20 protein-coding genes are annotated in these 24,758 nt (G+C 64.3%); 13 read left to right on the top strand and 7 right to left on the bottom strand.

The annotated features are described in order from the left end of the window. Positions 1-19 precede the first annotated feature (19 nt). Genes U873_RS0111370 through U873_RS0111355 form a run of 4 tightly spaced genes read right to left on the bottom strand, consistent with a single transcriptional unit; the run spans position 20 to position 6,109 of the window. The gene (locus U873_RS0111370; RefSeq protein ID WP_025128378.1) at positions 20-1,204 is read right to left on the bottom strand and encodes a hybrid sensor histidine kinase/response regulator; all 1,185 of its coding nucleotides are present in this window, start codon (positions 1,202-1,204) and stop codon (positions 20-22) included. Continuing rightward, complete coding sequence (locus U873_RS0111365; protein ID WP_025128377.1) at positions 1,198-1,803, bottom strand: chemotaxis protein CheB; 606 nt, start codon at positions 1,801-1,803, stop codon at positions 1,198-1,200. The genes U873_RS0111370 and U873_RS0111365 overlap by 7 nt, the downstream gene beginning before the upstream one ends. Further along, on the bottom strand, positions 1,800-2,615 hold the full coding sequence (locus tag U873_RS0111360; RefSeq protein WP_025128376.1) for a protein-glutamate O-methyltransferase CheR: 816 nt from the start codon (positions 2,613-2,615) through the stop codon (positions 1,800-1,802). Before U873_RS0111360 ends, U873_RS0111365 begins: the two co-directional genes overlap by 4 nt. Further along, complete coding sequence (locus U873_RS0111355; RefSeq protein WP_025128375.1) at positions 2,615-6,109, bottom strand: response regulator; 3,495 nt, start codon at positions 6,107-6,109, stop codon at positions 2,615-2,617. The genes U873_RS0111360 and U873_RS0111355 overlap by 1 nt, the downstream gene beginning before the upstream one ends. A 254-nt stretch (positions 6,110-6,363) precedes the next feature. Between U873_RS0111355 and U873_RS0111350 the strand changes: the two genes are divergently transcribed. The 9 genes from U873_RS0111350 to U873_RS0111310 all read left to right on the top strand — a co-directional run bounded on the left by U873_RS0111350 (position 6,364) and on the right by U873_RS0111310 (position 16,458). Then, positions 6,364-6,723 carry a response regulator gene (locus tag U873_RS0111350; protein WP_025128374.1) on the top strand — a complete coding sequence of 120 codons (360 nt, stop codon included), beginning with the start codon at positions 6,364-6,366 and terminating at the stop codon, positions 6,721-6,723. Between the two features lie 75 nt (positions 6,724-6,798). Beyond that, a complete protein-coding gene (locus U873_RS0111345) occupies positions 6,799-8,100 on the top strand; it encodes a glycosyltransferase (protein WP_025128373.1) in 1,302 nt (433 codons plus the stop codon). Positions 8,101-8,279: 179 nt separating this feature from the next. Further along, positions 8,280-9,185: an AraC family transcriptional regulator gene (locus U873_RS0111340; RefSeq protein ID WP_025128372.1), complete on the top strand. Its 906-nt coding sequence runs from the start codon at positions 8,280-8,282 to the stop codon at positions 9,183-9,185. 718 nt (positions 9,186-9,903) lie between these two features. Further along, positions 9,904-10,752 (top strand): iron uptake transporter permease EfeU, encoded by an 849-nt coding sequence (gene efeU, locus U873_RS0111335; protein WP_025128371.1) that lies wholly within the window; start codon positions 9,904-9,906, stop codon positions 10,750-10,752. An 8-nt stretch (positions 10,753-10,760) separates the two neighbouring features. Beyond that, positions 10,761-11,960, top strand: coding sequence for an iron uptake system protein EfeO (gene efeO, locus U873_RS0111330; RefSeq protein WP_025128370.1), 1,200 nt, complete (start codon positions 10,761-10,763; stop codon positions 11,958-11,960). A 16-nt stretch (positions 11,961-11,976) separates the two neighbouring features. Next, positions 11,977-13,287 carry an iron uptake transporter deferrochelatase/peroxidase subunit gene (gene efeB, locus U873_RS0111325; RefSeq protein ID WP_025128369.1) on the top strand — a complete coding sequence of 437 codons (1,311 nt, stop codon included), beginning with the start codon at positions 11,977-11,979 and terminating at the stop codon, positions 13,285-13,287. A gap of 35 nt (positions 13,288-13,322) precedes the next feature. Further along, positions 13,323-14,147, top strand: coding sequence for an iron uptake system protein EfeO (gene efeO, locus U873_RS0111320; protein ID WP_025128368.1), 825 nt, complete (start codon positions 13,323-13,325; stop codon positions 14,145-14,147). 152 nt (positions 14,148-14,299) lie between these two features. Beyond that, the gene (locus tag U873_RS0111315; RefSeq protein WP_025128367.1) at positions 14,300-15,130 is read left to right on the top strand and encodes a hypothetical protein; all 831 of its coding nucleotides are present in this window, start codon (positions 14,300-14,302) and stop codon (positions 15,128-15,130) included. A gap of 134 nt (positions 15,131-15,264) precedes the next feature. After that, complete coding sequence (locus U873_RS0111310) at positions 15,265-16,458, top strand: MFS transporter (RefSeq protein ID WP_025128366.1); 1,194 nt, start codon at positions 15,265-15,267, stop codon at positions 16,456-16,458. Between the two features lie 120 nt (positions 16,459-16,578). Here U873_RS0111310 and pssA read toward each other — a convergent pair whose 3' ends face one another. Further along, positions 16,579-17,922, bottom strand: coding sequence for a CDP-diacylglycerol--serine O-phosphatidyltransferase (gene pssA, locus U873_RS0111305; protein ID WP_025128365.1), 1,344 nt, complete (start codon positions 17,920-17,922; stop codon positions 16,579-16,581). A gap of 238 nt (positions 17,923-18,160) precedes the next feature. Between pssA and U873_RS0111300 the strand changes: the two genes are divergently transcribed. Together U873_RS0111300 and U873_RS0111295 are read left to right on the top strand one after the other, a co-directional pair. Continuing rightward, positions 18,161-18,724: a TetR/AcrR family transcriptional regulator gene (locus U873_RS0111300; RefSeq protein WP_025128364.1), complete on the top strand. Its 564-nt coding sequence runs from the start codon at positions 18,161-18,163 to the stop codon at positions 18,722-18,724. Positions 18,725-18,782: 58 nt separating this feature from the next. Then, positions 18,783-19,262, top strand: coding sequence for a nuclear transport factor 2 family protein (locus U873_RS0111295; RefSeq protein ID WP_025128363.1), 480 nt, complete (start codon positions 18,783-18,785; stop codon positions 19,260-19,262). A 621-nt stretch (positions 19,263-19,883) separates the two neighbouring features. Here the strand turns inward: U873_RS0111295 and sfnG are convergent. Then, positions 19,884-20,978: a dimethylsulfone monooxygenase SfnG gene (gene sfnG / locus U873_RS0111290; RefSeq protein WP_025128362.1), complete on the bottom strand. Its 1,095-nt coding sequence runs from the start codon at positions 20,976-20,978 to the stop codon at positions 19,884-19,886. A 356-nt stretch (positions 20,979-21,334) separates the two neighbouring features. Between sfnG and U873_RS0111285 the strand changes: the two genes are divergently transcribed. Both U873_RS0111285 and U873_RS0111280 read left to right on the top strand, forming a co-directional pair. Further along, positions 21,335-22,570 (top strand): acyl-CoA dehydrogenase family protein, encoded by a 1,236-nt coding sequence (locus U873_RS0111285; RefSeq protein ID WP_025128361.1) that lies wholly within the window; start codon positions 21,335-21,337, stop codon positions 22,568-22,570. Between the two features lie 605 nt (positions 22,571-23,175). Further along, positions 23,176-23,955, top strand: coding sequence for a TSUP family transporter (locus U873_RS0111280; RefSeq protein ID WP_025128360.1), 780 nt, complete (start codon positions 23,176-23,178; stop codon positions 23,953-23,955). Here the strand turns inward: U873_RS0111280 and nudC are convergent. Further along, positions 23,923-24,753 (bottom strand): NAD(+) diphosphatase, encoded by an 831-nt coding sequence (gene nudC, locus U873_RS0111275; protein ID WP_025128359.1) that lies wholly within the window; start codon positions 24,751-24,753, stop codon positions 23,923-23,925. The genes U873_RS0111280 and nudC overlap by 33 nt on opposite strands. Between the last annotated feature and the right edge of the window lie 5 nt (positions 24,754-24,758).

Genomic DNA, 24,758 nt, shown 5'->3' with positions numbered 1-24,758 from the left:
GGCAAGCCGGCTCCTACAGTCAGGCCAGGGGCAGGCTTACGCGGAACAGTGCACCTTCGCCAATCCGACTTTCGACACTGATGGTGCCGCCGTGGGCGGTGACGATCTGCTCGGAAATAAACAGCCCCAGGCCCAGGCCCGCCGACACATGGCTGGCACTGACTCGCTCGAACTGCTGGAAGATCCGCGCCTGGTTTTCTTCGCTGATGCCGATCCCATGGTCGCGGACTTCCACGCACGCCTCCCCGGCCTCGGCAAACACCCGCACCTCGATCGGGCTCTTGGCTCCGTAGCGCAGGGCATTGGTCAGCAGGTTGGACACCACCTGCTCGATGCGGAACTCGTCCCAGTTGCCCTCAAGCGGTTCTTCGGCCTGCAGGGTCAGGGACGATTGCGCCGCCTCCACCTGGGGCGCGAAGTTCTCCACGAGCCCGCGCACCAGCTGCGCCAGGTCGAACCGTGACGGGCGGATCGACAGCTTGCCGGTGCGGATCCGCGAGATGTCCAGCATGTCCTCGATCAGGCGGATCAGGCTTTTGATCTGGCGCTCGTCGCGGTCGACCATGGCGTGCATCTTGTCCAGGCTGAAGGCCGCGGCGTTCTCCCGGGCCAGGTGCATCTTGCGCAGCTGGGTCTCCAGGATCAGGCCATTGAGGGGGGTGCGCACCTCATGGGCGACGATGGACATGAAGTCATCGCGCATGCGCACCGCCTGCTCCAGTTCGCCCTGGGTGGCCTGGAGCTTTTTCAGCAAGGCTTCCTGCTCGCGACGGCTCTGCTCCAGCGCCTCGACTTGCTGCTTCATGGCCTTGCTCTGGCGATACAGGTCGACGAACACGTTGACCTTGCTTTTCACCGCATGGATGTCCAGGGGCTTGTGCAGGAAATCGACGGCGCCGCTCTCGTAGCCCTTGAACGCGTAGTTCAGCTCGCGTCCAGCGGCGCTGACGAAAACGATCGGAATGTTCTTGGTCTTCTCGGTGCCGCGCATCAGTTCGGCCAGCTCGAAGCCGTTCATGCCGGGCATCTGCACATCGAGGATGGCCATGGCGAACTCATGCTGGAGCAGCAGCGACAAGGCTTCGTCGGCCGACAGTGCCTTGTACACCGTGCGGTCCTCACGCTTGATCAAGGCTTCGAGGGCCAGCAGGTTCTCCGGCAGATCGTCGACGATCAGCAGCTTGGCTTGGATATTACTTAGCATGGGATTCGTTCCAGCTCGGCAAGCAGACGGCTGATGCCGCGCAAAGGGAGAATGTAATCCGGTTGGTGCAGGGCCAGGGCCGCGTCCGGCATGGTCGAGACATGGGCTTCATCGGGGTCCTGGACGATGGTCAGGCCGCCTTGGCGCTTGACCTCGGCCAGGCCCCGGGCACCGTCCTGGTTGGCGCCGGTCAGGAGCACCGCCGCCAGGTTGTGGCCATAGGCATCGGCGGCCGATTCGAACAGGTAGTCGATGGCCGGGCGCGAATGGTGCAACCGCTCCTCCTGGCTCAGGGACAGGCTACGGTCCTGCTCCACCGACAGGTGATAGCCGGGCGCCGCGAAATACAGGGTGCCGGGGACGATCTGCTCCTTGTCGTCGGCCTCCTTCACCGGCAGCGCCAGGCGCCGGTCGAAGACTTCGGCCAACTGGCTGCGGCGCTCGTCGGGCAGGTGCAGGACCACAATCACCGGCAGCTGGAAGCCCTCGGGAAAATCACTGAAGAGGTTCAACAGCGCCTCGACGCCACCGGCGGATGCACCGACCACTATGGCTTCGACCCGCCGCCGCCAATGCGGCTTGGCATTCTCCCGGTTCATGTCTTGCGATAGATCCGTTCTTGTTTGACCAGGGGCTCGAAGTGCTTGCCGTAGGCAGAAAAGTCCAGGGTCTCCTTGCTGCCCAGTACCAAGAAACCACGATGGCAGAGTGACTCGTGAAACAGTCCGAAGGCCCGATCCTGAAGTTTTTTATTGAAATAAATCAACACGTTACGACATGAAATTAATTGAGTTTCTGAGAATACGCTATCGGTTGCCAGGCTGTGATCGGCAAAGGTCACGTTCTCCCTCAGGCTCTTGTCGAAGATCGCGTAATCGTAGGCCGCGGTGTAGTAGTCGGCAAAGGAGCGCTGGCCACCGGCCTGCTGGTAGTTGTGGGTATAGGCCCGCACGTTCTCCAGGGAGAAGATGCCCTGCTTGGCTTTTTCCAGGGAACTGGGGTTGATGTCCGTGGCGTAGATGATGGTGCGCTCCAGCAGCCCTTCCTCGCGCAGCAGGATGGCCATGGAATAGACCTCCTCGCCGGTGCTGCAGCCGGCGATCCAGATCTTGATCGACGGGTAGGTCTTGAGCAGCGGCACCACTTCCTGGCGGATCGCCAGGAAGTGCGAGGGGTCGCGAAACATCTCGCTCACCGGAATGGTCAGGAACTGCAGCAGCTGCATGAACGCCGTGGGGTCGTGCAGCACCCGCTCCTGCAGCGCCGAGATGGTCTTGCAGTCGAACTGGCGCAGGGCGTGGCTGACCCGGCGCTTGATCGAAGCACCGGAATAGTCGCGGAAGTCGTAGCTGTATTTGAGATAAATCGCTTCGATCAACAAGCGCAGTTCGATTTCGGTATTACGCTCCACTAAATTCTTTCCATCTTGGGTAGCCAGACTCGGATCAACGAGAACAACCGGTCGAGGTCGATGGGCTTGGCCAGGTAGTCGTTGGAGCCCGCCTGCAGGCAGCGCTCCTGATCATCCTTCATGGCCTTGGCGGTTACCGCGATGATCGGCAGCTTGCGCCAGCGCGGGTCCTTGCGGATCTGCACCGTTGCCTCGAAACCGTCCATCTCCGGCATCATCACGTCCATCAGCACCAGGTCGATGTCCTCGACTTCATTGAGTTTCGCGATGGCTTCATGGCCGTTACGGCCAATCACCACCACCGCGCCCTTGTGTTCCAGGGCGCTGGTCAGGGCGAAGATGTTGCGCACGTCGTCATCCACCAGGAGGATCTTGCGCCCCTCGAACACCTTGTCGCGGCTGCGGGCGGTCTTGAGCATCTTCTGCCGTTCATGGGACAACTGGGATTCGACTTTGTGCAGAAAAAGCGTCACTTCATCCAGCAGGCGCTCCGGCGAGCGTGCACCCTTGATGATGATCGAGCGTGAATACTTGCGCAGCTCGGCCTCTTCGTCCCGGGTCAGGTTGCGCCCGGTGTAGACGATCACCGGCGGGAAGGAGCAGATGTCCTCGGTGGACATGCGCTTGAGCAGGTCGTTGCCGAGCATGTCCGGCAGCTTGAGGTCGATGATCATGCAGTCATAGACGTTCTCGCGCAGCAGGTCCAGGGCATCCTGGGCCAGGCCCACGGCGGTGATCTCTATGTCATCGTCGCCGATCAGCCGAGCAATGCTGTCGCGCTGCAGGTCGTCGTCCTCCACCAGCAGCACGCGCTTGACCTTCTGCGTCAGCTTGGCTTCGAGGCGGGCGAAGACGTCCTTGAGCTCCTCGCGGGTGGTGGGTTTTACCGCATAGCCCACGGCGCCCATGTGCATGGCCGCTTCCACCCGGTCTTCCACCGAGATCACATGCACCGGAATGTGCCGGGTCTGGGCATGCTCCTTGAGCCGCTGCAATACGGTCAGCCCGGAATGGTCGGGCAGGCGCATGTCCAGCAGGATCGCATCGGGAAGGAACTCGCAGGCCAGGCTGTAGCCTTCGTCGGCGCCATGGGCCACCAGGCAGTGGTAACCCAGCTCGTGGGCCAGGTCGAAAAGAATGTGGGCGAAGTTGGCCTCGTCCTCCACCACCAGGATGCAACGGCTGCTGAACGGCGCCTTGTCGCGGTCATCGGCAAAACGCGGGATCTGCAGGCTGTCCGCCTCGACCACTGCCACGGCAGGGGCGGCGAGCGCTGGCGGCGCCAGCGCGGCGACCGGAACCTGAGGCGCCAGCACCGGCGCGGCAGCCTCGCTGTAGTGCTCCGGCAGCACCAGGGTGAACACGCTGCCACGCCCCGGCTCGCTGCTGACACTGATGGAGCCGCCGAGCAGGGTCGCCAGGTCCCGGGAGATCGACAGCCCCAGGCCGGTACCGCCATAGCGCCGGTTGGTGGTGCCATCGGCCTGGCGGAAGGCTTCGAAAATGCTCTCCTGCTGGTCCCCGGCAATACCAATCCCCGAATCCTGCACGGCAAAGGCGATGCCGGCGTCCGGATGGGCGCTGACACTCAAGCTGACCTGGCCCTTCTCGGTGAACTTGACCGCGTTGGACAACAGGTTCTTGAGAATCTGCTCGACCCGCTGGCGATCGGTGAACAGCATCTGCGGCACGCCCGGCTGCAGCTCCACCTTGAACTCCAGGCCCTTGTCCGCCGTCAGCGGCTGGAACAGGCTGCGCAGGCCGTCCACCAGGCGCGGCACACTGGCGTTCTCCGGGCGCACTTCGAGCTTGCCCGCCTCGACCTTGGAAATATCGAGGATGTCGTTGATCAGGTTCAGCAGGTCATTGCCGGCGGAATAGATCGACTCGGCGAACTTGACCTGCTCGGCGCTGAGGTTGTCCTGGGGGTTCTCCGCCAGCAGCTTGGCCAGGATCAGCGAGCTGTTGAGCGGCGTGCGCAGCTCGTGGGACATGTTGGCGAGGAACTCGGACTTGTACTTGCTCGAGCGCTGCAACTCCTCGGCACGGGCCTCGAGCTGGAGCTGCGCCTCGTTCAGCTCGCCGTTCTTGTGGTCCATGGCGTCGCGCTGGTCGGCCAGTACCTGGGCCTGCTCCGCCAGTTGTTCGTTGGTCTGCTCCAGCTCCACCTGCTGGGTTTCCAGGTGCGCCTGGGATTCCTTGAGAATCCGCGACTGCTCTTCCAGCTCTTCGTTGGCGGTCTTGAGCTCTTCCTGCTGCACCTGCAGCTCTTCATTGAGCTGCTGGGTCTCGGCCAGCACTTCCTGCAGGCGCTGGCGATAGCGCGCAGCCTCGATGGAGGTGCCGATGTTGGCGGCAATCAGTTCCAGCAGTTCCACATCGCGGTCGCTCAAGGCCCGCAGGAAACCCAACTCGATCACCCCGTTGACCCGGCCGTCGTCGGTGGTCGGCACCACCAGCACACTGCGTGGCGCGCCCTCGCCGAGGCCGGAGCTGACCTTGAAGTAATCCGCCGGCACCTGGTCCAGGCGGATCAGGCGCTTGTTCTGTGCAGCCTGGCCCACCAGGCCTTCATCGCTGTACAGCGACTGCTCTTGCTGTTCCTGCTCCCGGGAGAAGCCATAGCTGGCCACGCGCTTGAGACCGCCGTGCTCTTCACGGACATACAGCGCCGCCACCGGGGTATCCAGGTAGTGGGCGCAGAACTGCAGGATGTTGCGGCCCAGCAGGTTCAGGGTCAGTTGCCCGAGCATCTGCTCGGCCAGTTCGGTCTGGCCGTTGCGCAGCCAGGCCTGCTGCTCCAGGCGCCGGGCGCTTTTTTCCTGGGCCTCGAGGTTGTCGCTGTAGCTTCTGGACAGGCTCAGCAGGTCGCGGCGCCCGACATAGGCCAACAGGCCGCTGATGCCCACCACGAACAGCAGATAGAGAACCACGCTGAAAATCGTCGTGCGGCTGACGTTTTCATTGCGCTCCAGGCGCAGCTGCTGCTCCATGGCCACCGCATTGTCGTATTCCTTGCGTACCTCGTCGGTCAGCCGCTTGCCGCGCCCGGCCTGCACCGCCGCCCGGTAGTCGCCGCTCTGGCGGCGCAAGTCGATCATGCCCTGGGCGTAGTTGTTCCACTCCACCTGCAGGGCTTCGAGGCGCTTGAGGCGGTCCACCTGCTGCGGGTTGTCCGCCACCAGCTCCTGCAAACCGCGCAGTTCGCTGATGATGCGGGGCTTGGCCACCTCATAGGGGTCGAGGAAATGCTCGTCGCCGGTGATCAGGAAGCCGCGCATGCCGGTTTCCAGGTCAATGGTCAGGCGCGCGGCCTCATTGAGGTTGTTGATCACCCGGTCAGTGTGCTGCACCCACTGGATGACCGACAGCAGGTAGGTGATCAGGGACACGAAAAAAACCGCGCTGAGCACGCCAACACCCAGCGGCAGGCTGATGTTGCGGGTCAGCAGCTTGCGAAAACTCTGCTCATCAACCGAGGACGGACGAATCATTTGACGGACCTGGCTGCCAGTTAAAAAAACGAAGTTTGCCCCACATTCGGCCATGACAGCTATTTTTTATAAGCGTCGGCCCCACCATTGCGATTTGACCTGCCCCGGGACAAGGGAAGCGGTTATTCTTGGCAACGCTTGTACAGCTGCGTTTTTTTGTACAGCTTCGGGAACTTGTGACAAGCCGCCACTTACTGATGCACAGGGCCCATTGCTACGCTGCCCCACCGAATTCATTTCTTGAGAGTGTCCCTATGCCCGCCAGCGCTTCCACCATCCTAGTCGTCGAAGACGATGCCATCGTGCGCATGCTGATTGTCGATGTGCTCGAAGAGCTCGAATTCAGCGTTGTCGAGGCCGACGGCGGCGAGGCGGCGCTGGGCCTGCTGCAAGACCTGGAGCAGCCCATCGACCTGCTGATGACCGATGTCGGCCTGCCCGGCATCAACGGTCGCGAACTGGCGGAGCAGGCCCGCCGGTTGCGTCCCCAGTTACCGGTGCTGTTCGCCAGTGGCTACGCCGAGTCGATCGAGGTGCCCGCAGGCATGGCGGTGATCGGCAAGCCGTTCTCCATCGATCAGTTGCGCGACAAGGTGCGCGCCATCCTCGGCTGACCCCATCCGTCGGCGGCCCTGCGCTGTGGTTTAATGGCGGCCTTTTTTGCCCTTGCCTGCCAGGAATGCCCGCTGATGAGTCCCACCGCCGCAACCAAAGTCCTGATCATTGGTTACGTCTGGCCCGAACCCCGCTCCTCCGCCGCCGGCGGGCACATGATGCAGATCCTCCAGTGCTTTCTCGACCAGGGCTGGGAACTGACCTTCAGCAGCCCGGCCAATGAAGGCGAGCACAAGGAGGACCTCCAGGCCCTGGGCATCCGCGAGTGCCCGATCGAGCTCAACAACGCGAGTTTCGACCGTTTCGTCGCCGAACTGGCGCCGGACATCGTGCTGTTCGACCAGTTCATGATGGAAGAACAGTTCGGCTGGCGCGTGGAACAACACTGCCCGAGCGCCCTGCGGGTCCTGGAAACCTCGGACCTGCAATGCCTGCGCCATGCCCGGCACCAGCGGCTCAAGGAGCACCTCAAGCGCGATACCGACGAGGACGACTTCAGCCCCTTGTTCGCCAAGGCCGCGATCGAAGAGTTCCGGCACATGGCCGAAACCGACCTGGCCAAGCGCGAAATCGCCGCCCTCTACCGCTGCGACCTGAGCCTGATGGTTTCCCAGGTGGAAATCGAGTTGCTGGTCGAGCAGTTCGGCCTGCCAGCGGCCCTGCTGCACTGGTGCCCATTGATGGTGGAGCCATTGGCCGGGGACTTCATGCCCTTCGAGCAGCGAGCCCACTTCCTCAGCATCGGCAACTTCCGCCATGCGCCAAACTGGGACGCCGTGCTCTGGATGAAGAATCGTGTGTGGCCCCTGATCCGCCAGCAACTGCCAGGCGCACAGTTGCACCTGTACGGCGCCTACACCCCGCCCAAGGCCGCGGCGCTGCACAATCCGGCCCAGGGCTTTCACATCATGAACTGGGCCGAGGATGCGTTGCAGGTGATGAGCGCTGCGCGCATCTGCCTGGCGCCCCTGCGTTTTGGCGCCGGAATCAAGGGCAAGCTGCTCGACGCCATGCTGTGCGGCACCCCCAGCGTGACCACGCCGATGGGCAGCGAATCGATGCTCGAAGCGGGCCTGCCCTGGCCGGGAGCCGTGGCCGAATCGGCCAGCGCCCTGGCCGCGGCGGCGGTGGCGCTGTACCAGGATCAGGCCCTCTGGCAGCAGGCCCAGGCCCGGGGAGTGGCCTTGTTGGCGGCACGTTATTGCCAGCAAGTGCATGGCCCGGCGCTGATCCAGCGCCTGGAGCACTGCCGCCAGCACCTGGCGCAGTTGCGCCGGGACAACTTCACCGGCTCCATGCTGCGTCACCATCACCACAAGAGCACCCAGTACATGGCGCAATGGATCGAAGCCAAGAACCGCCCGGCCAGCCCCTGATCGGCAACTGCGGCCGTGGGGCAAGCGCCACCACAGCGGCGTGACCCGGCGTTGCTGCGCAACGGCAACGCCCGCTGCGACCTCGGCCGGCCACAGTGCCGCCATGGCCACCGAGGCTGGTGCGCACGTCGGGGGCGAGGCATTATCAACCCGGCCAACAACAAGAACAGACCCGCGCCATGAGTCGACCCGGCAAGATCACCGACCCCTCCTATGAACTGATGGACGACCACAACGGCCGCTCCATCATCTATCGCCAGCACGGTTTCCCCTGCCCGCTGGTGCGCTGGCATTTTCACAAGGAATACGAACTGCACCTGATCGTCGCCAGCTCCGGCAAGGTGTTCATTGGCGACTACATCGGCAACTTCTATCCCCAGACCCTGTTTCTCACCGGCCCCAACCTGCCCCACAACTGGATCAGCCAGGTGGCCGAGGACGAAGTGGTGAGCAAGCGCGACATGCTGGTGAACTTCACCGACGAGTTGTTCGACAACGCCAGCCAGGTATTCGCCGAACTGAAGAACCTCGGTCCGCTGCTGGAGCGGGCCCAGTGCGGCATCGAATTCCGCTGCCCGCACACCATCGCCCAGGCCGTGACGCTGATGCAGTGCATCGCCGACTCCAGCGGCATCACCCGCCTCGGGCACTTCTTCATCCTCATGGAACTGCTCGCCGCCTGCGACGACTACCAGTTGCTGTCCGGCACCACCCGCATGCAACTGGCGGATGAGCACAGCATCGACCGCACCAACCGAGCGGTGGACTACATCTTTGCCCACTACGCCCGGGAACTGCCCCTGGAAGAAGTCGCCGACTACCTGGGCATGAAGCCCAGTTATTTCTCCCGGGTGTTCAAGCAAGCCACCGGACGCTGCTTCATCGAGTTCGTCAATCGCCTACGGATCAGCAAGTCCTGCGAACTGCTGGCCGATGGCAACAAACCGGTCACCGACGTGTGCTTCGAGTCGGGCTTCAACAACATTTCCAACTTCAACCGGCGCTTCCAGCAGCTCAAGGGCATGACCCCCTCCCACTACCGCCGCCTGGCGGTGCAACGGCTGACCGAACAGAACCTTGGCTGAGCCCCCATGCTCGGCGCAGGGCTCAAGGGCCTCTTCGCCGGCAAGCCGGCTCCTACAAGAACACCGCCGATATCGCGCCAGCTGTAGGAGCTGGCTTGCCAGCGAAGGCGGCCCCACGCCCGGTGCAAACCTCAAGGGCCTCTTCGCCGGCAAGCCGGCTCCTACAAGAGCACCGCCAATATCGCGCCAGCTGTAGGAGCTGGCTTGCCAGCGAAGGCGGCCTAATGCCCGGCACAAACCTCAAGGGCCTCTTCGCCGGCAAGCCGGCTCCTACAAGAACACCGCCAATATCGCGCCAGCTGTAGGAGCTGGCTTGCCAGCGAAGGCGGCCTCACGCCCCGCGCACACCTCAAGGGCCTCTTCGCCGGCAAGCCGGCTCCTACAAGAACACCGCCGATATCGCGCCAGCTGTAGGAGCTGGCTTGCCAGCGAAGGCGGCCTCATGCCCGGTGCAAACCTCAAGGACCTCTTCGCCGGCAAGCCGGCTCCTACAAGAACACCGCCGATATCGCGCCAGCTGTAGGAGCTGGCTTGCCAGCGAAGGCGGCCCCACGCCCAGCACCCGGGACAATCCCCCCCCACAACCAACAAACCGGTCTAGGCTTGGTAAATGAGACCCGTTCAGCTTCCGTTCAGCAGCTGTCAATAATCTTCATTTAGCAATGAGTATCATTATGTTACAAATTGTTTTCCGCCCCTTGCTACCCGTTGGTGATGAATGCTCGTTCCATTTCTGATCATGTTGCGCGAAGGGATTGAAGCCGCGCTCATCGTTGGCATCATCGCCAGCTACCTGAAGCAGACTGGCCGTGGCCAGTGGATGCCCGCGGTGTGGATCGGGGTGTTTCTCGCGGCGGCCCTGGCCCTGCTGGTGGGCGGCGGTCTGGAGCTGATGAGCGCCGAGTTCCCGCAGAAGCAACAGGAACTCTTCGAAGGCATCGTCGGCCTGGTGGCCGTCGGCATCCTCAGCTCCATGGTGTTCTGGATGCGCAAGGTGGCGCGCTCCATCAAGCATTCCCTACAGGCATCCCTGGATCACGCCCTGGCCGGGTCTCGGCACCAGGTCATCGCGCTGATCGCCATGGTGTTCTTCGCCGTCGCCCGGGAAGGCCTAGAAACCGTGTTCTTCCTGCTGGCGGTGTTCCAGCAGAGCGAAGGCCCGGGCGCGCCCATCGGCGCCCTGCTGGGGCTGATCTGCGCGATCATCGTCGGCTTCCTGATCTACACCGGCAGCATGCGCCTGAACCTCGGTGCGTTCTTTCGCTGGACCGGGCTGTTCATCCTGGTGGTGGCTGCCGGGATCCTCGCCAATTCAGTGCAAGCCCTGCATGAAGCCGGGGTCTGGAACCACCTGCAGACCGTGCTCTTCGATTTCAGCGCCAGCCTGCCCATGGACGGTCCGCTGGGTTCGGTGCTGGCCGGCATGTTCGGTTACCAGGACGCCCCCACCATCAGCACACTCGGCGCCTATGTGTTGTACCTGGGCGTGACCCTGGTGCTGTTCTTCCTGCCCGGCGGCGCCCCGACCCAAGCACCCGGCCCCTCGTCTTCCGTTTCCAGTCAGTAAGGCTCCCCATGACCCAGCAAGCCTCCCCCCAGGCCTCACCTCCCCGCGCACTGCGCTGGGCGGTTGCCGGCTCGGTGATCGTGATGATCGCCGCCGGCGGGCTGTTCTACTACGCCTCGCAACTGGCCGCCAGCAAGCGCCAGGCCCATCAGGGCGAAATCACCGTGACCATCCATCCCCACAGCTGCGAACCCAATGCCCTGACAGTCCCGGCCGGGCGTGCCAGCTTTCGCATCGTCAACCGGTCGGAACGCGCAGTGGAGTGGGAAATCCTCGACGGCGTGCTGGTGGTCGAAGAGCGGGAAAACATCGCCCCCGGCCTGAGCCAGGTGATCAACGCCAACCTGCTGCCCGGGGACTACGCCATCACCTGCGGGCTGCTGAGCAACCCCCGCGGCACCTTGCACGTGACCCCCACCGCCGAGTCCGATGCCCAGGCCAAGGCCCGGCCGTCGATGGTGGCCTTCATCGGCCCGCTGTCGGAGTTCAGGGTCTACCTGAGCACCCAGGGCAGCGCCCTGATCAAGGCGGTGAGCGCCTTGCAGCAGGCCATCGACGCCGGCGACCTGAAACAGGCCCAGGCCCTGTACCTGCCGGCCCGCGCCGCCTACCAGCGCCTGGCGCCAGCCGCCCAGCGCCAGGCCGAACTGGACAACGCCATCAATGCTCGCGCCGACTACTTCGAGCAGCGCGAGCAGGATCCGGGGTTCAGCGGCTTCCACCGCCTGGAATACGGCCTGTTCCAGAAGCGCGACCTGGCCGGCCTGGACACCGTTGCCCGACGCCTGTCCAGCGACGTTGCCAGCCTCAAGGAGCAACTGCTGGCCCAGACCCTGCCCCCAGAGCAACTGGTCAGCGTGGTGGCGCGCAACATCCGCAGCCTGGCCGACCTGCGGGCCAGCAGCGGTGAAGAGGAACGCTACAGCCACAGCGACCTCAACGGCTTTGCCGCGAACCTGGAAACCACCCGCAAGGTCATCGACCTGCTGCGGCCGCTGCTGGCCAAATCCGCGCCGTCGGTACTGCCCCAGGTGGACAGTGCCACCAGTGCCCTGGGCGCCCGCCTCGACAGCCTGCGCGACGGCTTCGGCTATGTGGACTACGACCAGGTCAGCGCCGCACAACGCAAAGAGATCGCCGACAAGGCCAAGGCCCTGGCCGACGCCCTCGACGGTATCGATCCCGCACTCGGCCTTTCCGGCCTGTAACCAGAACGAGCCTTCAATGAACGATTCAGATCCGTCCAACCCGTCCTTTTCCGCCCAGCGCCGGCGTGTGCTCCTGGGCATGGGCGCCGCCGGCGTGGCCCTGGCCGGCAGCAGCCTGAGCTGCCCGGCCATGGCCGCCCCTGCCGCCCAGGTCACCGAAGCCCCCAGCAGCGACAAGACCCAGGACCGCCACGCGTTCCACGGCCAGCACCAGAGCGGCATCGTCACCCCGCGCCCCGCCTCCGGCATGCTGGTGTCCTTCGATGTGCTGGCCAGTGATCGCGATGACCTGGAGCGGCTGTTCAAAACCCTCAACGAGCGCATTGCCTTTCTCATGCACGGTGGCCCGGTGGCCCAGGTCGACCCGAAACTGCCGCCCCTGGATTCCGGGATCCTCGGCCCGGTGGTGACCCCGGACAACCTGACCATCACCGTCTCGGTGGGCGAGTCGCTGTTCGACGAGCGCTTCGGCCTGGAAGCCGCCAAGCCCAAGCGCCTGGTGCGCATGGTGGGCTTTCCCAACGATGCCCTGGAACCGGCCTGCTGCCACGGTGACCTGAGCCTGCAGTTCTGCTCCAACACCGCCGACACCAACATCCATGCCCTGCGCGACATCGTCAAGAACCTGCCGGACCTGCTGCTGGTGCGCTGGAAACAGGAAGGCAGCGTGCCGCCCCAGGCCCCGGCCAAATCCGGCGAACCGGCGCAGAGCGCACGCAACTTCCTGGGCTTTCGCGACGGTTCGGCCAACCCCGACTCCAACGACCAGAAAGCCATGCAGCAGATCGTCTGGGTCCAGCCCGGCAGCGACGAGCCGGCCTGGGCGGCCCATGGCAGCTACCAGGCGGTGCGCATCATTCGCAACTTCGTCGAGCGCTGGGACCGTACCCCGCTGCAGGAGCAGGAAAGCATCATTGGCCGAATCAAGGCCAGCGGCGCCCCCATGGACGGCCGCCAGGAAAGCCAGGTGCCCGACTACGCCCGGGACCCTCACGGCAAGGTCACCAAGCTCGACGCGCACATTCGCCTGGCCAACCCGCGCACTGCGCAGACCCAGCAGAACCTGATCCTGCGCCGGCCGTTCAACTACTCCAACGGGGTCAACAAGAACGGCCAGCTGGACATGGGCCTGCTGTTCATCTGCTACCAGGCGGACCTGGAAAAAGGCTTTATCGCGGTACAGACCCGCCTCAACGGCGAACCCCTGGAGGAGTACCTCAAGCCCACTGGCGGCGGCTACTTCTTCACCCTGCCGGGGGTCAATGGCGAGCAGGACTTCATCGGTCGCTCGCTGCTCGATGCGACCCGCCCCACAACCACCGCCTAACACCAAAGACACAACAACCCCCACGGAAAAGTCCCATGAAAAAGTCGCCTCTCGCTGTGTTGCTGACCCTTGGCTTGCTCCACGCGCCGCTTTCGGCGTTCGCCGCCACCGCGCCCCTGGAGCTGGTGGGGCCGATTTCCGACTACAAGATCTACGTCACCGAACAGCTCGACGAGTTGGCCAGCCACACCCAGCAATTCACCGACGCGGTGAAGCAAGGCGACCTGGCCGCCGCCAAGAAGCTCTACGCGCCGACCCGGGTCTACTACGAGTCGATCGAACCGATTGCCGAGCTGTTCAGTGACCTCGACGCGTCCATCGATTCCCGGGTCGACGACCATGAAAAAGGCGTCAAGGCCGAGGACTTCACCGGCTTCCACCGCCTGGAATACTCGCTGTTCTCGGAAAACAGCACCGAAGGCCTGGGCGAGCTGGCCGACGGCCTGAACAAGGACGTCAAGGACCTGCAGACCCGCGTTGCCGGCCTGACCTTCCCACCGGAAAAAGTCGTCGGCGGCGCCGCCGCGCTGCTGGAAGAAGTGGCCGCGACCAAGATCTCCGGCGAGGAAGACCGCTACAGCCACACCGACCTCTACGACTTCCAGGGCAACATCGACGGCGCGAAGAAAATCGTCGACCTGTTCCGTCCGCAGATCGAGAAGCAGGACAAGGCCTTTGTCGCCAAGGTCGACAAGAACTTCGCCACGGTGAACAAGATCCTCGCCAAGTACAAAACCGCCGATGGCGGCTTCATGACCTATGACAAGGTCAAGGAAGCCGACCGCAAGGCCCTGGTGGGCCCGGTCAACACCCTGGCCGAAGACCTCTCCACCCTGCGCGGCAAGCTGGGCCTGAACTGAGCCCCCGTCAGCCGGCGGTCGCCCTTTCGCCCATCGCGCGAGGGTGACCCGGCGGGATCGCTCGACTGCACCTGAGGCATAATGCGACGGATCTCGCACCCTCCCCCGACAAGGGGCATTCCAACGGACCTGGGCAAACCTTGAAACAACGATTGAGCAACATCACCGAATTCTTCATCGACTGGATCGCAGCGCCGCTCCACATCAAGCTGTACAGCACCGCCATGCTGCTTGCCTTTGCCTGGGTGATCTGTATTTCCTTCAGCGGCGATATCCACCTCTTGACGCCACTGAGCCTGGCACTGTGTGGCGCGACACTGACCCTGGCGGCACTGGCGCTGCTGATCGAGATCCATGGCTGGGCGTCGACACTCAAGAGCTGGCAGGAAAAGTCCTGGCTGGTGCGCGGTGTATTGGCCGGCCTGCTGGCCATGGCCCTGGCTTTCTCAGCCGCCTATGCCGCCACCCTGGTCAACGAGATCACTGGGGTGCCGCCGTCACTCTTTCCCTATACCACCGCCTTCCTGACCCCGCCGGCAGCATTGGCCGTGGTGTTGATTGTCATCCTCGGCATCTACATCGCGACCTCCCTTCATCTATTGCTGAGCGCCCTGGTCACGATACCGCTCAACCTGATCCAAGCCCTGCTGCCTGGCAACCGGGCCAAAGCGCCGCGCTGGAGCAATACAGTCAGGGGCATGAGGCTGGTCGGGGTCGGTGCGCTGATCATGGCCATCTTCTATATCGGCCCCTGGTATGCACTGAGCCTGAATGCGGCCGGACGCCTGTTCGCCAGCTCCTTTGAAATGTATGCCCACGATCCCTGCATCAGCGATCCCACGCAGGAACGCATGGCCCGCATCGACGATGAGAACGTGCTGGTGGTCAGCAGCGGCAGCCGCTTCAACGCAGTGTTCGAGAGACGGCGTTGCAGCAAGAGCCAAGAAATCGTTGCCCGCGAAAGCCTACGCCCCTTGCCCTGAAATCACCGGCGCTGCCGCAAAGCGGCGCTCCACGGTGGATCGACGCTGTCTGAATCACCCTCCTCCATAAGCCTGTGCCTGGTCCGATGGTTTGTGTAAAGTCCCGGCACCTGCGATCTCACGGAAGACTGTCCATGCCCCGCTCCACCCCTGCCACCCCCACGGCTGCATTCAGCCTGCTGCCACTGATGGCTGCCTACATGGCCTGCACCATGTCGATGATGGCCTTCGTCTCGCTGATCGGCCCGATCTCCCGCGCCTTGCACCTGGAGACCTGGCACGCCGGCGCCGCGGTCACCGTGTCCGGGGTGATCTGGATGCTCCTGGCGCGCCCCTGGGGCCAGGCCAGTGACCGCTTCGGCCGACGCCGGGTGCTGCTGCTCGGCACCGCCGGCTTCACCCTGGCCTATTGGGCCCTGTGCCTGTTCATCGACCTGTCGCTGCAGACCCTGCCCAGCGTCGCCATGGCCTTTCTCGGGCTGATGCTCGGACGCGGCCTGATCGGCGCCTTCTATGCCGCGATCCCGGTGGGCGGCTTCGCCTTGATCGCCGACAACGTCGAACCCCAGCACCGGGCCCGGGCCATGGCCACCCTGGGGGCGGCCAACGCCGTGGGCCTGGTGGTCGGCCCGGCACTGGCCGCACTGCTGGCCCGCTACAGCCTGAGCCTGCCGTTCTACGCCATGGCGCTGCTGCCGCTGCTGGCGTTCCTGATTCTGCGCTTCAAGCTGCCGCGCCAGGAGCTGCACCTCAAGCAGGCACCGAGCACAGTGCGGCTCAATGACCCGCGCCTGGTACGGCCGATGGTGGTGGCCTTCGTCGCCATGCTCTGCGTGTCGATCGCCCAGATCACCGTCAGTTTCTATGCCCTGGACCGGCTGAACATGAGCCCGGCCGACGCCGCCCAGACTGCCGGAGTGGCCCTGGCCATGGTCGGCGTGGCACTGATCTGTTCGCAGTTGGTGGTACGCAAGCTGGAGTGGCCACCCCTGCGCATGATCCGCTACGGCGCCCTGCTGTCGGCCCTGGGTTATGCCGGCAGCATGCTGGTGGACAGCGCCTGGGGCCTGTGGCTGGCGTTCTTTGTCTCGGCGGCAGGCATGGGCGGAGTGTTCCCCTCGTTCTCGGCCCTGGCGGCCAACTCGGTGCAGGCTTCGGAACAGGGCGCCACGGCAGGCAGCATTGGCGCCGCCCAGGGCCTGGGCGTGGTCATCGGGCCTTTGGCCGGAACCTTGATCTACGCCGTGGAACCGCGCCTGCCCTACCTGCTGGCGGCAGTACTGCTGCTAGCGGTGGCGCTGTGGCCGAATCCGCCGACTAAGGCCTGAAGCCTGATCGACCGCGCTAGCCGCTAGCGCCGCAGAACCGGCGCGCTGTGGCCAGAAGGCCGCCGGCAAGAGCCTGGCGGTCCGGTCGCAGCCTTGACGCTGCGGCGCTGCCTGGTTGGGTTACAGCATGCGGTAGAGCAGGCGCTCGATGCGCACCCGGCTGACCCGGCGCAGGAACTTGCCCACGGCCTCCGGGTAGTCCACCAGGCTGTCCAGGTACTGGAAGTGCTCGATCCGCCGGGTGTGCCGGTAGATCAGCGCCTGCTCGGCCTGGCGCGCCGCCAGCAGCTCGCCCTTGGGGTCGTCCAGCAACAGCGCGTTTTCCAGGTCCAGGCGGAAGGCCCGCGGGTTGAGGTTGTTGCCGGTGAGCAAGGTGTAGCGCTCGTCGACCCACATGCCCTTGAGGTGGTAGGTGTTGTCGCCGTCACGCCACAGGTGCAGGTTCAACAGGCCGCTGTCGATGGCCTTCTGGTGACGCTTGGCAAAACGCCGCAGGCTGATCTCGTACAGGTACGGCAGCGCGGCGATGACCTTGAACGGCTCGCTGGGGGGGATATAGAAGTCGTTGGCGGTCTTGTCGCCGACGATGATGTCGATCTTCACCCCGCGCTCCAGGGCGCGGTTGATCTCCCGGGTCACCACCAGTGGCAGGTTGAAATACGGGGTGCAGATGGTCAGCTGGTGCTGGGCCCCGGCAATCAGCTCGCAGATCACCCGATTCAACGGGTTGCCCTTGCCCACCCCCAGCAAGGGGCTGACCGATAGCCCGCTCTTGTCCAGGCCGCCAGCGGTGGTGTCGTAGGTCGCGTGCTTGAGCCGGCTGCGCAGGTCACCGATGTCGTTGCGCAGGCTGCGGGTGGTGGGCAGGTTTGGCAGGTCCAGGCGATGCACCGCCCGCGACGCCACCAGGCCATGCTGCACCAGATGGTGCATGGAGTCGGCCAGGGCCTGGTTGTGCAGCAGGTGATAACGGTCGAAGCGATACTTGTCGAACTTGTGCAGGTACACGTTGTTCAGGCTGGCGCCGCTGTAGAGCACGCGGTCGTCGATCACGAAGCCCTTGAGGTGCAACACCCCGAACAGCTCCCGGGTCTGCACCGGCACGCCGTAGATCGGCACCTCGCTGGCGTGGCTACGGGTCATGTCCTGATACCAGGCGGAGTTGCCCGGCTGCTTGCCGGCACCGATCAGGCCGCGCTGGGCGCGCAGCCAGTCCACCACCACCAGCACTTCCAGCTCCGGCCGGGCGGCCTTGGCGGCGTGCAGCGCATCGAGAATTTCCTGGCCGGCTTCATCCTGTTGCAGGTACAGCGCGACGATATAGATACGCCGGGTGGCCTGGGCAATTTGCTCCAGCAGAGTACGGCGAAATTCCGCAGCGCCACAAAGGGTGGTGAAGGCCTCGGCGGCCAGGGGGAAGCTGCGCAGCTTGGGCAGCAGGGAACGTTTGAAAAGCGACGGCATAGGGCTCGCGGTGGCTCAAATCCAAAGAGCGCAAGAGCTTACACCATGGGCCGGCCCGAGTCCCCTCCCTGGCACGGATAAGCCCTGGCTGACGCAACAGGCCGGACCGCCGCAGCCCCGCGCGCACCTTGCCTGGCCTGGCGCATGAGTTGCTGGCGGCGCATCACGCCAACCTGTCCCGAGCCAGGATAAATAATCGTTGTTGACCAAGGAGAACGATCGTTCTACTCTTGCTCGCATGAACGAAATCATTCCCTCAGAAACACGCGACATCATCCTCGACGTTACCGAGAAGCTGATCTACAAGAACGGCATAGCCGCCACCGGCATGGATCTTCTGGTGAAAACCGCCGGGGTATCGAGAAAGAGCATCTACCGCTATTTCGACAACAAGGACGAGTTGGTGGTGGCCGCCCTCGAACGGCGCGACCGACGCTGGATGCACTGGTACAAGAACGAGGTAGGCAAGGCCGCGACCCCGGCACTGCGACTGCTGGCGCTGTTCAGCGTGCTCGGGGAGTGGTTCGAGTCCGAAGGATTTCGCGGCTGCGCCTTTATCAACACCAGCGGTGAAACCGGTGATCCCCTGGACCCGGTGCGCCTGGTGGCGAAACAGCATAAACACAACCTGCTCGACTACGTGCGCGAGCTTTGCCAGGACCATGGCGCGCAACATCCCTCGCAATTGGCGGCCCAACTGCTGATTCTGATCGATGGCGCCATTACCGTTGCCCTTGTCATGGGCGATCACTGTGCTGCTGATAATGCGCAATGCATGGCGCGTAAGTTATTGGACCTCTGATTGTTTTAAACAAGAGCAACTTTTTTGTTTGAACAGCAACTTTCATTGGAGACAGGTCATGTCATCTAACCCACAATTGCGCCCGCCGCTTCCCCCTTTCACCCGCGAGTCGGCGATTGAAAAGATTCGCCTGGCCGAAGATGGCTGGAATTCCCGGGACCCGGAGCGGGTATCCCTGGCCTACACCCTGGACACCCAGTGGCGCAATCGCGCCGAGTTCGCCCACAACCGCGAGGAAGCCAAGGCCTTCCTCTCTCGCAAATGGGCCAAGGAGCTGGATTACCGGCTGATCAAGGAGCTCTGGGCCTTCACCGACAACCGCATCGCCGTGCGCTATGCCTACGAATGGCATGACGACTCGGGCAACTGGTTCCGCTCCTACGGCAATGAAAACTGGGAGTTCGATGAGCAAGGGCTGATGGCTCATCGCTTCGCCTGCATCAACGACATGCCGATCAAGGCCAGCGAACGCAAGTTCCACTGGCCCCTGGGTCGCCGCCCGGATGATCACCCGGGCCTTTCCGACCTGGGCCTGTAACCGACCCACGCAACACCCACTCCCTGTAGGAGCTGGCTTGCCAGCGAAGGCGTCTGTAAGCCTTGCGCCAGGCTTTCGGGCCCTTTCGCCGGCAAGCCGGCTCCTACAGATAGCCCGCGCAACCACCACCCCGTAGGAGCTGGCTTGCCAGCGAAGGCGTCTGTAAGCCTTGCGCCAGGCTTTCGGGCCCTTTCGCCGGCAAGCCGGCTCCTACAGATAGCCCGCGCCCCCCCCCCGTAGGAGCTGGCTTGCCAGCGAAGGCGTCAGTAAGCCTTGCATCAGGCTTTCGGGCCCTTTCGCCGGCAAGCCGGCTCCTACAGATAGCCCGCGCAACCACCCCCCGTAGGAGCTGGCTTGCCAGCGAAGGCGTCAGTAAGCCTTGCGCCAGGCTTTCGGGCCCTTTCGCCGGCAAGCCGGCTCCTACAGATAGCTCGCGCAACCACCACCCCGTAGGAGCTGGCTTGCCAGCGAAGGCGTCTGTAGGCCTTGCGCCAGGCTTTCGGGCCCTTTCGCCGGCAAGCCGGCTCCTACAGATAGCTCGCGCAACCACCACCCCGTAGGAGCTGGCTTGCCAGCGAAGGCGTCTGTAAGTCTGGCAAGCCCGGCCCGGGGCGGATCGCTTCAGGCGGCAACTTCCTGGTCCTTGAGCCGGGCCTGGGCTTCCAGTTCGCGCACCAGCGGCAGTACGCGCTTGCCGAAATATTCAACCTCTTCCTGGAAATGCAGGAAGCCCGCCAGCACCAGATCCACCCCCACCGCCTTCAAGGCGACAATCCGCTCGGCTATCTGTTGGGGGGTGCCGATGAGGTTGGTCTTGAAGCCGTCGTTGTATTGCACCAGGTCCTCGAAACTTGACTTGGCCCAGTTGCCCTCGCCCTCCGGTGAGGCCTTGCCTGCCTGCTTCGCTGCATCGCCAAAGGCATTGACCGCCTCGGGGTCGGCCTGGTCGATGATCTGCGCCAGCACCGCACGCGCCTCCTCTTCGGTGTCTCGGGCAATCACGAAAGCGTTCACGCCAATCCTTACCGAATGCTGGTTGGCCGCAGCCTTGGCGCGGATGTCATCGACCTGGGCCTTGATCCCCTCAACGCTGTTGCCGTTTGTGAAGTACCAATCCGAGACCCTGGCTGCCATGTCCCGCGCCGCTCGCGAGCTGCCGCCCTGGAAGATTTCCGGCTGGCCCAAGGGCTTGGGCTTGAGGCTGTAATTGTCGAAACGGTAGAAATCGCCCTTGAAGGTGAAGTTGTCCTGGCTCCAGACCCCACGCAAGCAGCGGATGAACTCCTCGGAACGGCGGTAGCGTTCGTCATGCTCCAGCCAGTGTTCGCCGATGGCCTGGAACTCGCCCTTGAACCAACCGCTGACGATGTTCACCGCGATCCGCCCCTCGGTCAGCTGGTCGATGGTCGCCAACTGCTTGGCCGCCAGGGCCGGCTGCCAGGGACCGGGCAGGATCGCCGCAATCACCTTGAGCTGGCGGGTGGCCGCCAGCAGCGCATGGCTGAAGGCGACCGACTCATGCTGGTACTCGGCACCGTAGCCCGCGGTGAAACGGATCTGCGTCAGGGCGTACTCGAAGCCGGCCTGCTCGGCGATCTGCGCCAGCTTGCGGTTGTAGTCGATGCCCCAGTGGGTACGCTGTTCGATCTTGCTCACCACCAGACCGCCGCTGACGTTGGGCACCCAGTAGGCAAATTTCACGGCTTGCTGACTCATGGTTTGGTCCTCGGGACGCAGATAAGGTGCAAGGAGCAGAGCAGCAAGCGTGCCAGCCCCCCGCATCCGCCCCCAGGCAGCCCAGGGCGACTGCCCGCAAGCCCCGCGGGCCCTGCCGTGATGCTCAACGACAGCCGCCTCTGCAAGGCGGCTACCCCCATTTAGGGGCTAGCGCCAGAAACGCCTGAAAACCTGAAAAAACAGGTGATTTGCTGATGGGCTGTTGCCAGGGCAACAGTTGCTCGCGGATCAAGCGCCCTCGGCCCCAGGCAAACCGCCCCTTCACCAGTCGGCATGCTGTGTGCAATCAGCTTCGGCCAGCACTGTTCTTTTCTGCCGCACTCAGGAGCCACACCATGACTGAACATCAGGTAATCAACCCGCTCTCCGTGGGCGTCGACTACGAAGCCCTGGCTGAAGGGTTTCGGCCGATCTTCCAGCGCATTGCCGCCGGCGCCCTGGAGCGCGAGCAGCAGCGCAACCTGCCCCATGAACCCATAAAGTGGCTCAAGGCGGCAGGCTTCGGTGCGCTGCGAGTGCCCGTGGAATATGGCGGGGGCGGCGCGTCCCTGCCCCAGCTGTTTCAGTTGCTGATTGAACTGGCCGAGGCCGACGCCAACCTGCCCCAGGCCCTGCGCGGCCACTTCGCCTTTGTCGAAGATCGCCTGAATGCCCCGCCTGGCCCAGCCCGAGACCTGTGGTTCAAGCGTTTTGTCGAAGGCGACATCGTCGGCTGCGCCTGGACCGAGATCGGCGCGGTGGAAATTGGCCAGGTGATCACCCAAGTCTCTCCCTTGGGTGAGAAATGGCGCCTCAACGGCGAAAAGTTCTACAGCACCGGGAGCCTGTTCTCCGACTGGATCGACGTCTATGCCCGACGCAGCGATACCGGGGGCGACGTGATCGCCGCCGTGCGTACCCACCAGCCGGGCATCGAGCAAAGTGACGACTGGGACGGCTTCGGCCAGCGCACCACGGGCAGCGGCACCTCGCGCTTCAAGGATGCCGAGGTGGACGCCGAGAACATCATCGACTTTGCCACCCGCTTCAAATACCAGACCGCGTTCTACCAGTTGGTGCTGCTGGCGGCCCTGGCCGGCATCGGCCGCGCGGCCCTGCGCGATGTGGCCCATGAAGTGCGCGAACGCAAGCGGGTCTATAGCCACGGCAACGCCTCACGGGTCAGCGCCGATGCCCAGGTGCAGCAGGTGGTGGGCGAGATCGGCGCCCTGGTGTACGCCGCCGAGGCCGCGACACTGCGCGCCGCAGCACCGACGCAACGGGCCTACCTTGCGCGTTTTGCCGGGGATGAACAGCGGGAACGCGCAGCCAACGTGGCGGCGGAGATCGAGTCGGCCACGGCCCAGGTGGCCGTGACCGAGCTGATCCAGCGCGCCACCAGCGAACTGTTCAATGCCCTGGGGGCGTCGGACATTCGCCAGGGCAAGGCTCTGGATCGGCACTGGCGCAACGCCCGCACCCTGTCCTCGCACAACCCGGTGATCTACAAGGCGCGGATCGTCGGCGACTGGCAGATCAACGGCAACGAGCCGCCCTTTGTCTGGCAGATCGGCAACGGTCCCCAGCGCTGACCTCAGGCACAGCCCTTGTAGGAGCTGGCTTGCCAGCGAAGGCGTCATCCGGACAGGCGCTCGGCTCGGGGGCCTCTTCGCCGGCAAGCCGGCTCCTACAGCGAAATCTCGGCGCACCGCCCCGTAGGAGCTGGCTTGCCAGCGAAGGCGTCATCCGGATGGGCGCACGGCTCAGGGGCCTCTTCGCCGGCAAGCCGGCTCCTACAGCGAAATTTCGGTGTACCGCCCCGTAGGAGCTGGCTTGCCAGCGAAGGCGTCATCCGGATGGGCGCACGGCTCAGGGGCCTCTTCGCCGGCAAGCCGGCTCCTACAGCGAAATTTCGGTGCACCGCCCTGTAGGAGCTGGCTTGCCAGCGAAGGCGTCATCCGGATGGGCGCTCGGCTCGGGGGCCTCTTCGCCGGCAAGCCGGCTCCTACAGCGAAATTTCGGTGTGCCGCCCCGTAGGAGCTGGCTTGCCAGCGAAGGCGTCATCCGGACGGGCGCCGCACTCGGGGAGCGGCATCAGACCAAGGTCGTGGCGGTCGCGCAGCGGGCGGGGTTGCAGGTAATATGTCGCACTTTCGCGCAGCCCCCTTTGCGCTTCTCGCCGAAATAAGCCGACCCCATGCCTTTCGAACTCAGCGTAGACCTGACCACCCTCGCCATTCTCGCCCTCGTGGCCTTCATCGCCGGCTTCATCGATGCCATCGCCGGCGGCGGCGGTCTGCTCACCACCCCGGCCCTGCTCACCGCTGGCCTGCCGCCGCACCTGGTGCTGGGCACCAACAAACTGAGTTCGACCTTCGGCTCGGCCACCGCCAGTTTCACCTTCTATCGGCGCAAGCTGTTCCACCCCCGGCAGTGGACCCACGCCATCGTCGGCACCCTGGTGGGCGCCCTGACCGGGGCCATCGTCGCCCACTACCTGCCGGCGGAATGGCTGAACAAGATGCTGCCGGTGATCGTCTTCGCCTGTGGCCTGTACCTGTTGTTCGGCGGTACGCCCAAGGCGCCGCTGGACAGCGATGCCCCGATCAAGAAGAAATGGCAATCGAGCCAGGGCTTCAGCCTGGGCTTCTATGACGGCGTGGCCGGCCCGGGCACCGGGGCCTTCTGGACGGTGAGCAGCCTGCTGCTCTACCCCATCGACCTGGTCAAGGCCAGCGGCGTGGCCCGCAGCATGAACTTCGTCAGCAACATCGCGGCGCTGTCGGTGTTCATCTTTTCCGGGCAGGTGGACTGGATCATCGGCCTGAGCATGGGCCTGTCGGTGATGGTCGGGGCTTTCTTCGGCGCCCGCACCGCCATCAGCGGTGGCGCCAAGTTCATTCGCCCGGTGTTCATCACCGTGGTCCTCGGGCTGACCGTGCGCCTAGCCTGGCAGCACTGGTTCAGCGTGGCCTAGGCGGCGCGCCACATAGAGATCGATCAGGTAGCGGGCAATCGAGCGCGAGGCCGGCAACGGCGGTAGCGCATGCACGCTGAACCACTGGGCGTCCTCGATCTCGTCTTCCTGGGGGATGATCTCGCCGCCGGCGTATTCGGCATGAAAGCCCAGCATCATCGAATGGGGGAACGGCCAGCACTGGCTGCCCACGTACTGGATGTTCGTGACCTCGATGCTCACCTCTTCGCGCACCTCGCGAATCAGGCAATCCTCCGCCGACTCGCCGGGCTCGGCAAAGCCCGCCAGGGTGCTGTAGACCCCGGTGACGAAGCGCGGCGAACGGGCCAGGAGGATTTCGTCACCGCGGGTGATCAACACGATCATGCTCGGCGAGATGCGCGGGTAGCTGCGCAGGTCGCAAGGCTGGCAATACATCGCCCGCTCCCCCGGCACCTGGGCCATGGGCCGCCCGCAACTGCCGCAGAAACGATGCTCTCGGGCCCAGGTGCCGATCTGCGCGGCATAGCCCAGGACCTTGTACAGGGTGTGATCGCCCTCCAGCATGAAGGCCCGCAGGCCTTTCCAGCCGCAGCCCGGCACTTCGGCGCGAGCGCTCAACTCCAGCAGGTACACCGGCTCGCCATCCAGGTGGCCGATGCCGTGTTCCGCCAGCAGCGGCAGGTCCTGGCCCTTGAGCCAGTGCCGGGGGAACAGCGCGCCGTTGTCGTCATAGAGAAAACCGTCCGGGCCGCGGGCCACGGCCCAGCCGCCGGGAAGGTCGGTGTCGAGTACTGCGGTGGTCCAGCGTTCAATCATCGTCA

Source organism: Pseudomonas sp. PH1b, from assembly GCF_000633395.1.
Lineage (GTDB): Bacteria > Pseudomonadota > Gammaproteobacteria > Pseudomonadales > Pseudomonadaceae > Aquipseudomonas.
This window is presented reverse-complemented; position numbering and strand designations above follow the sequence as displayed.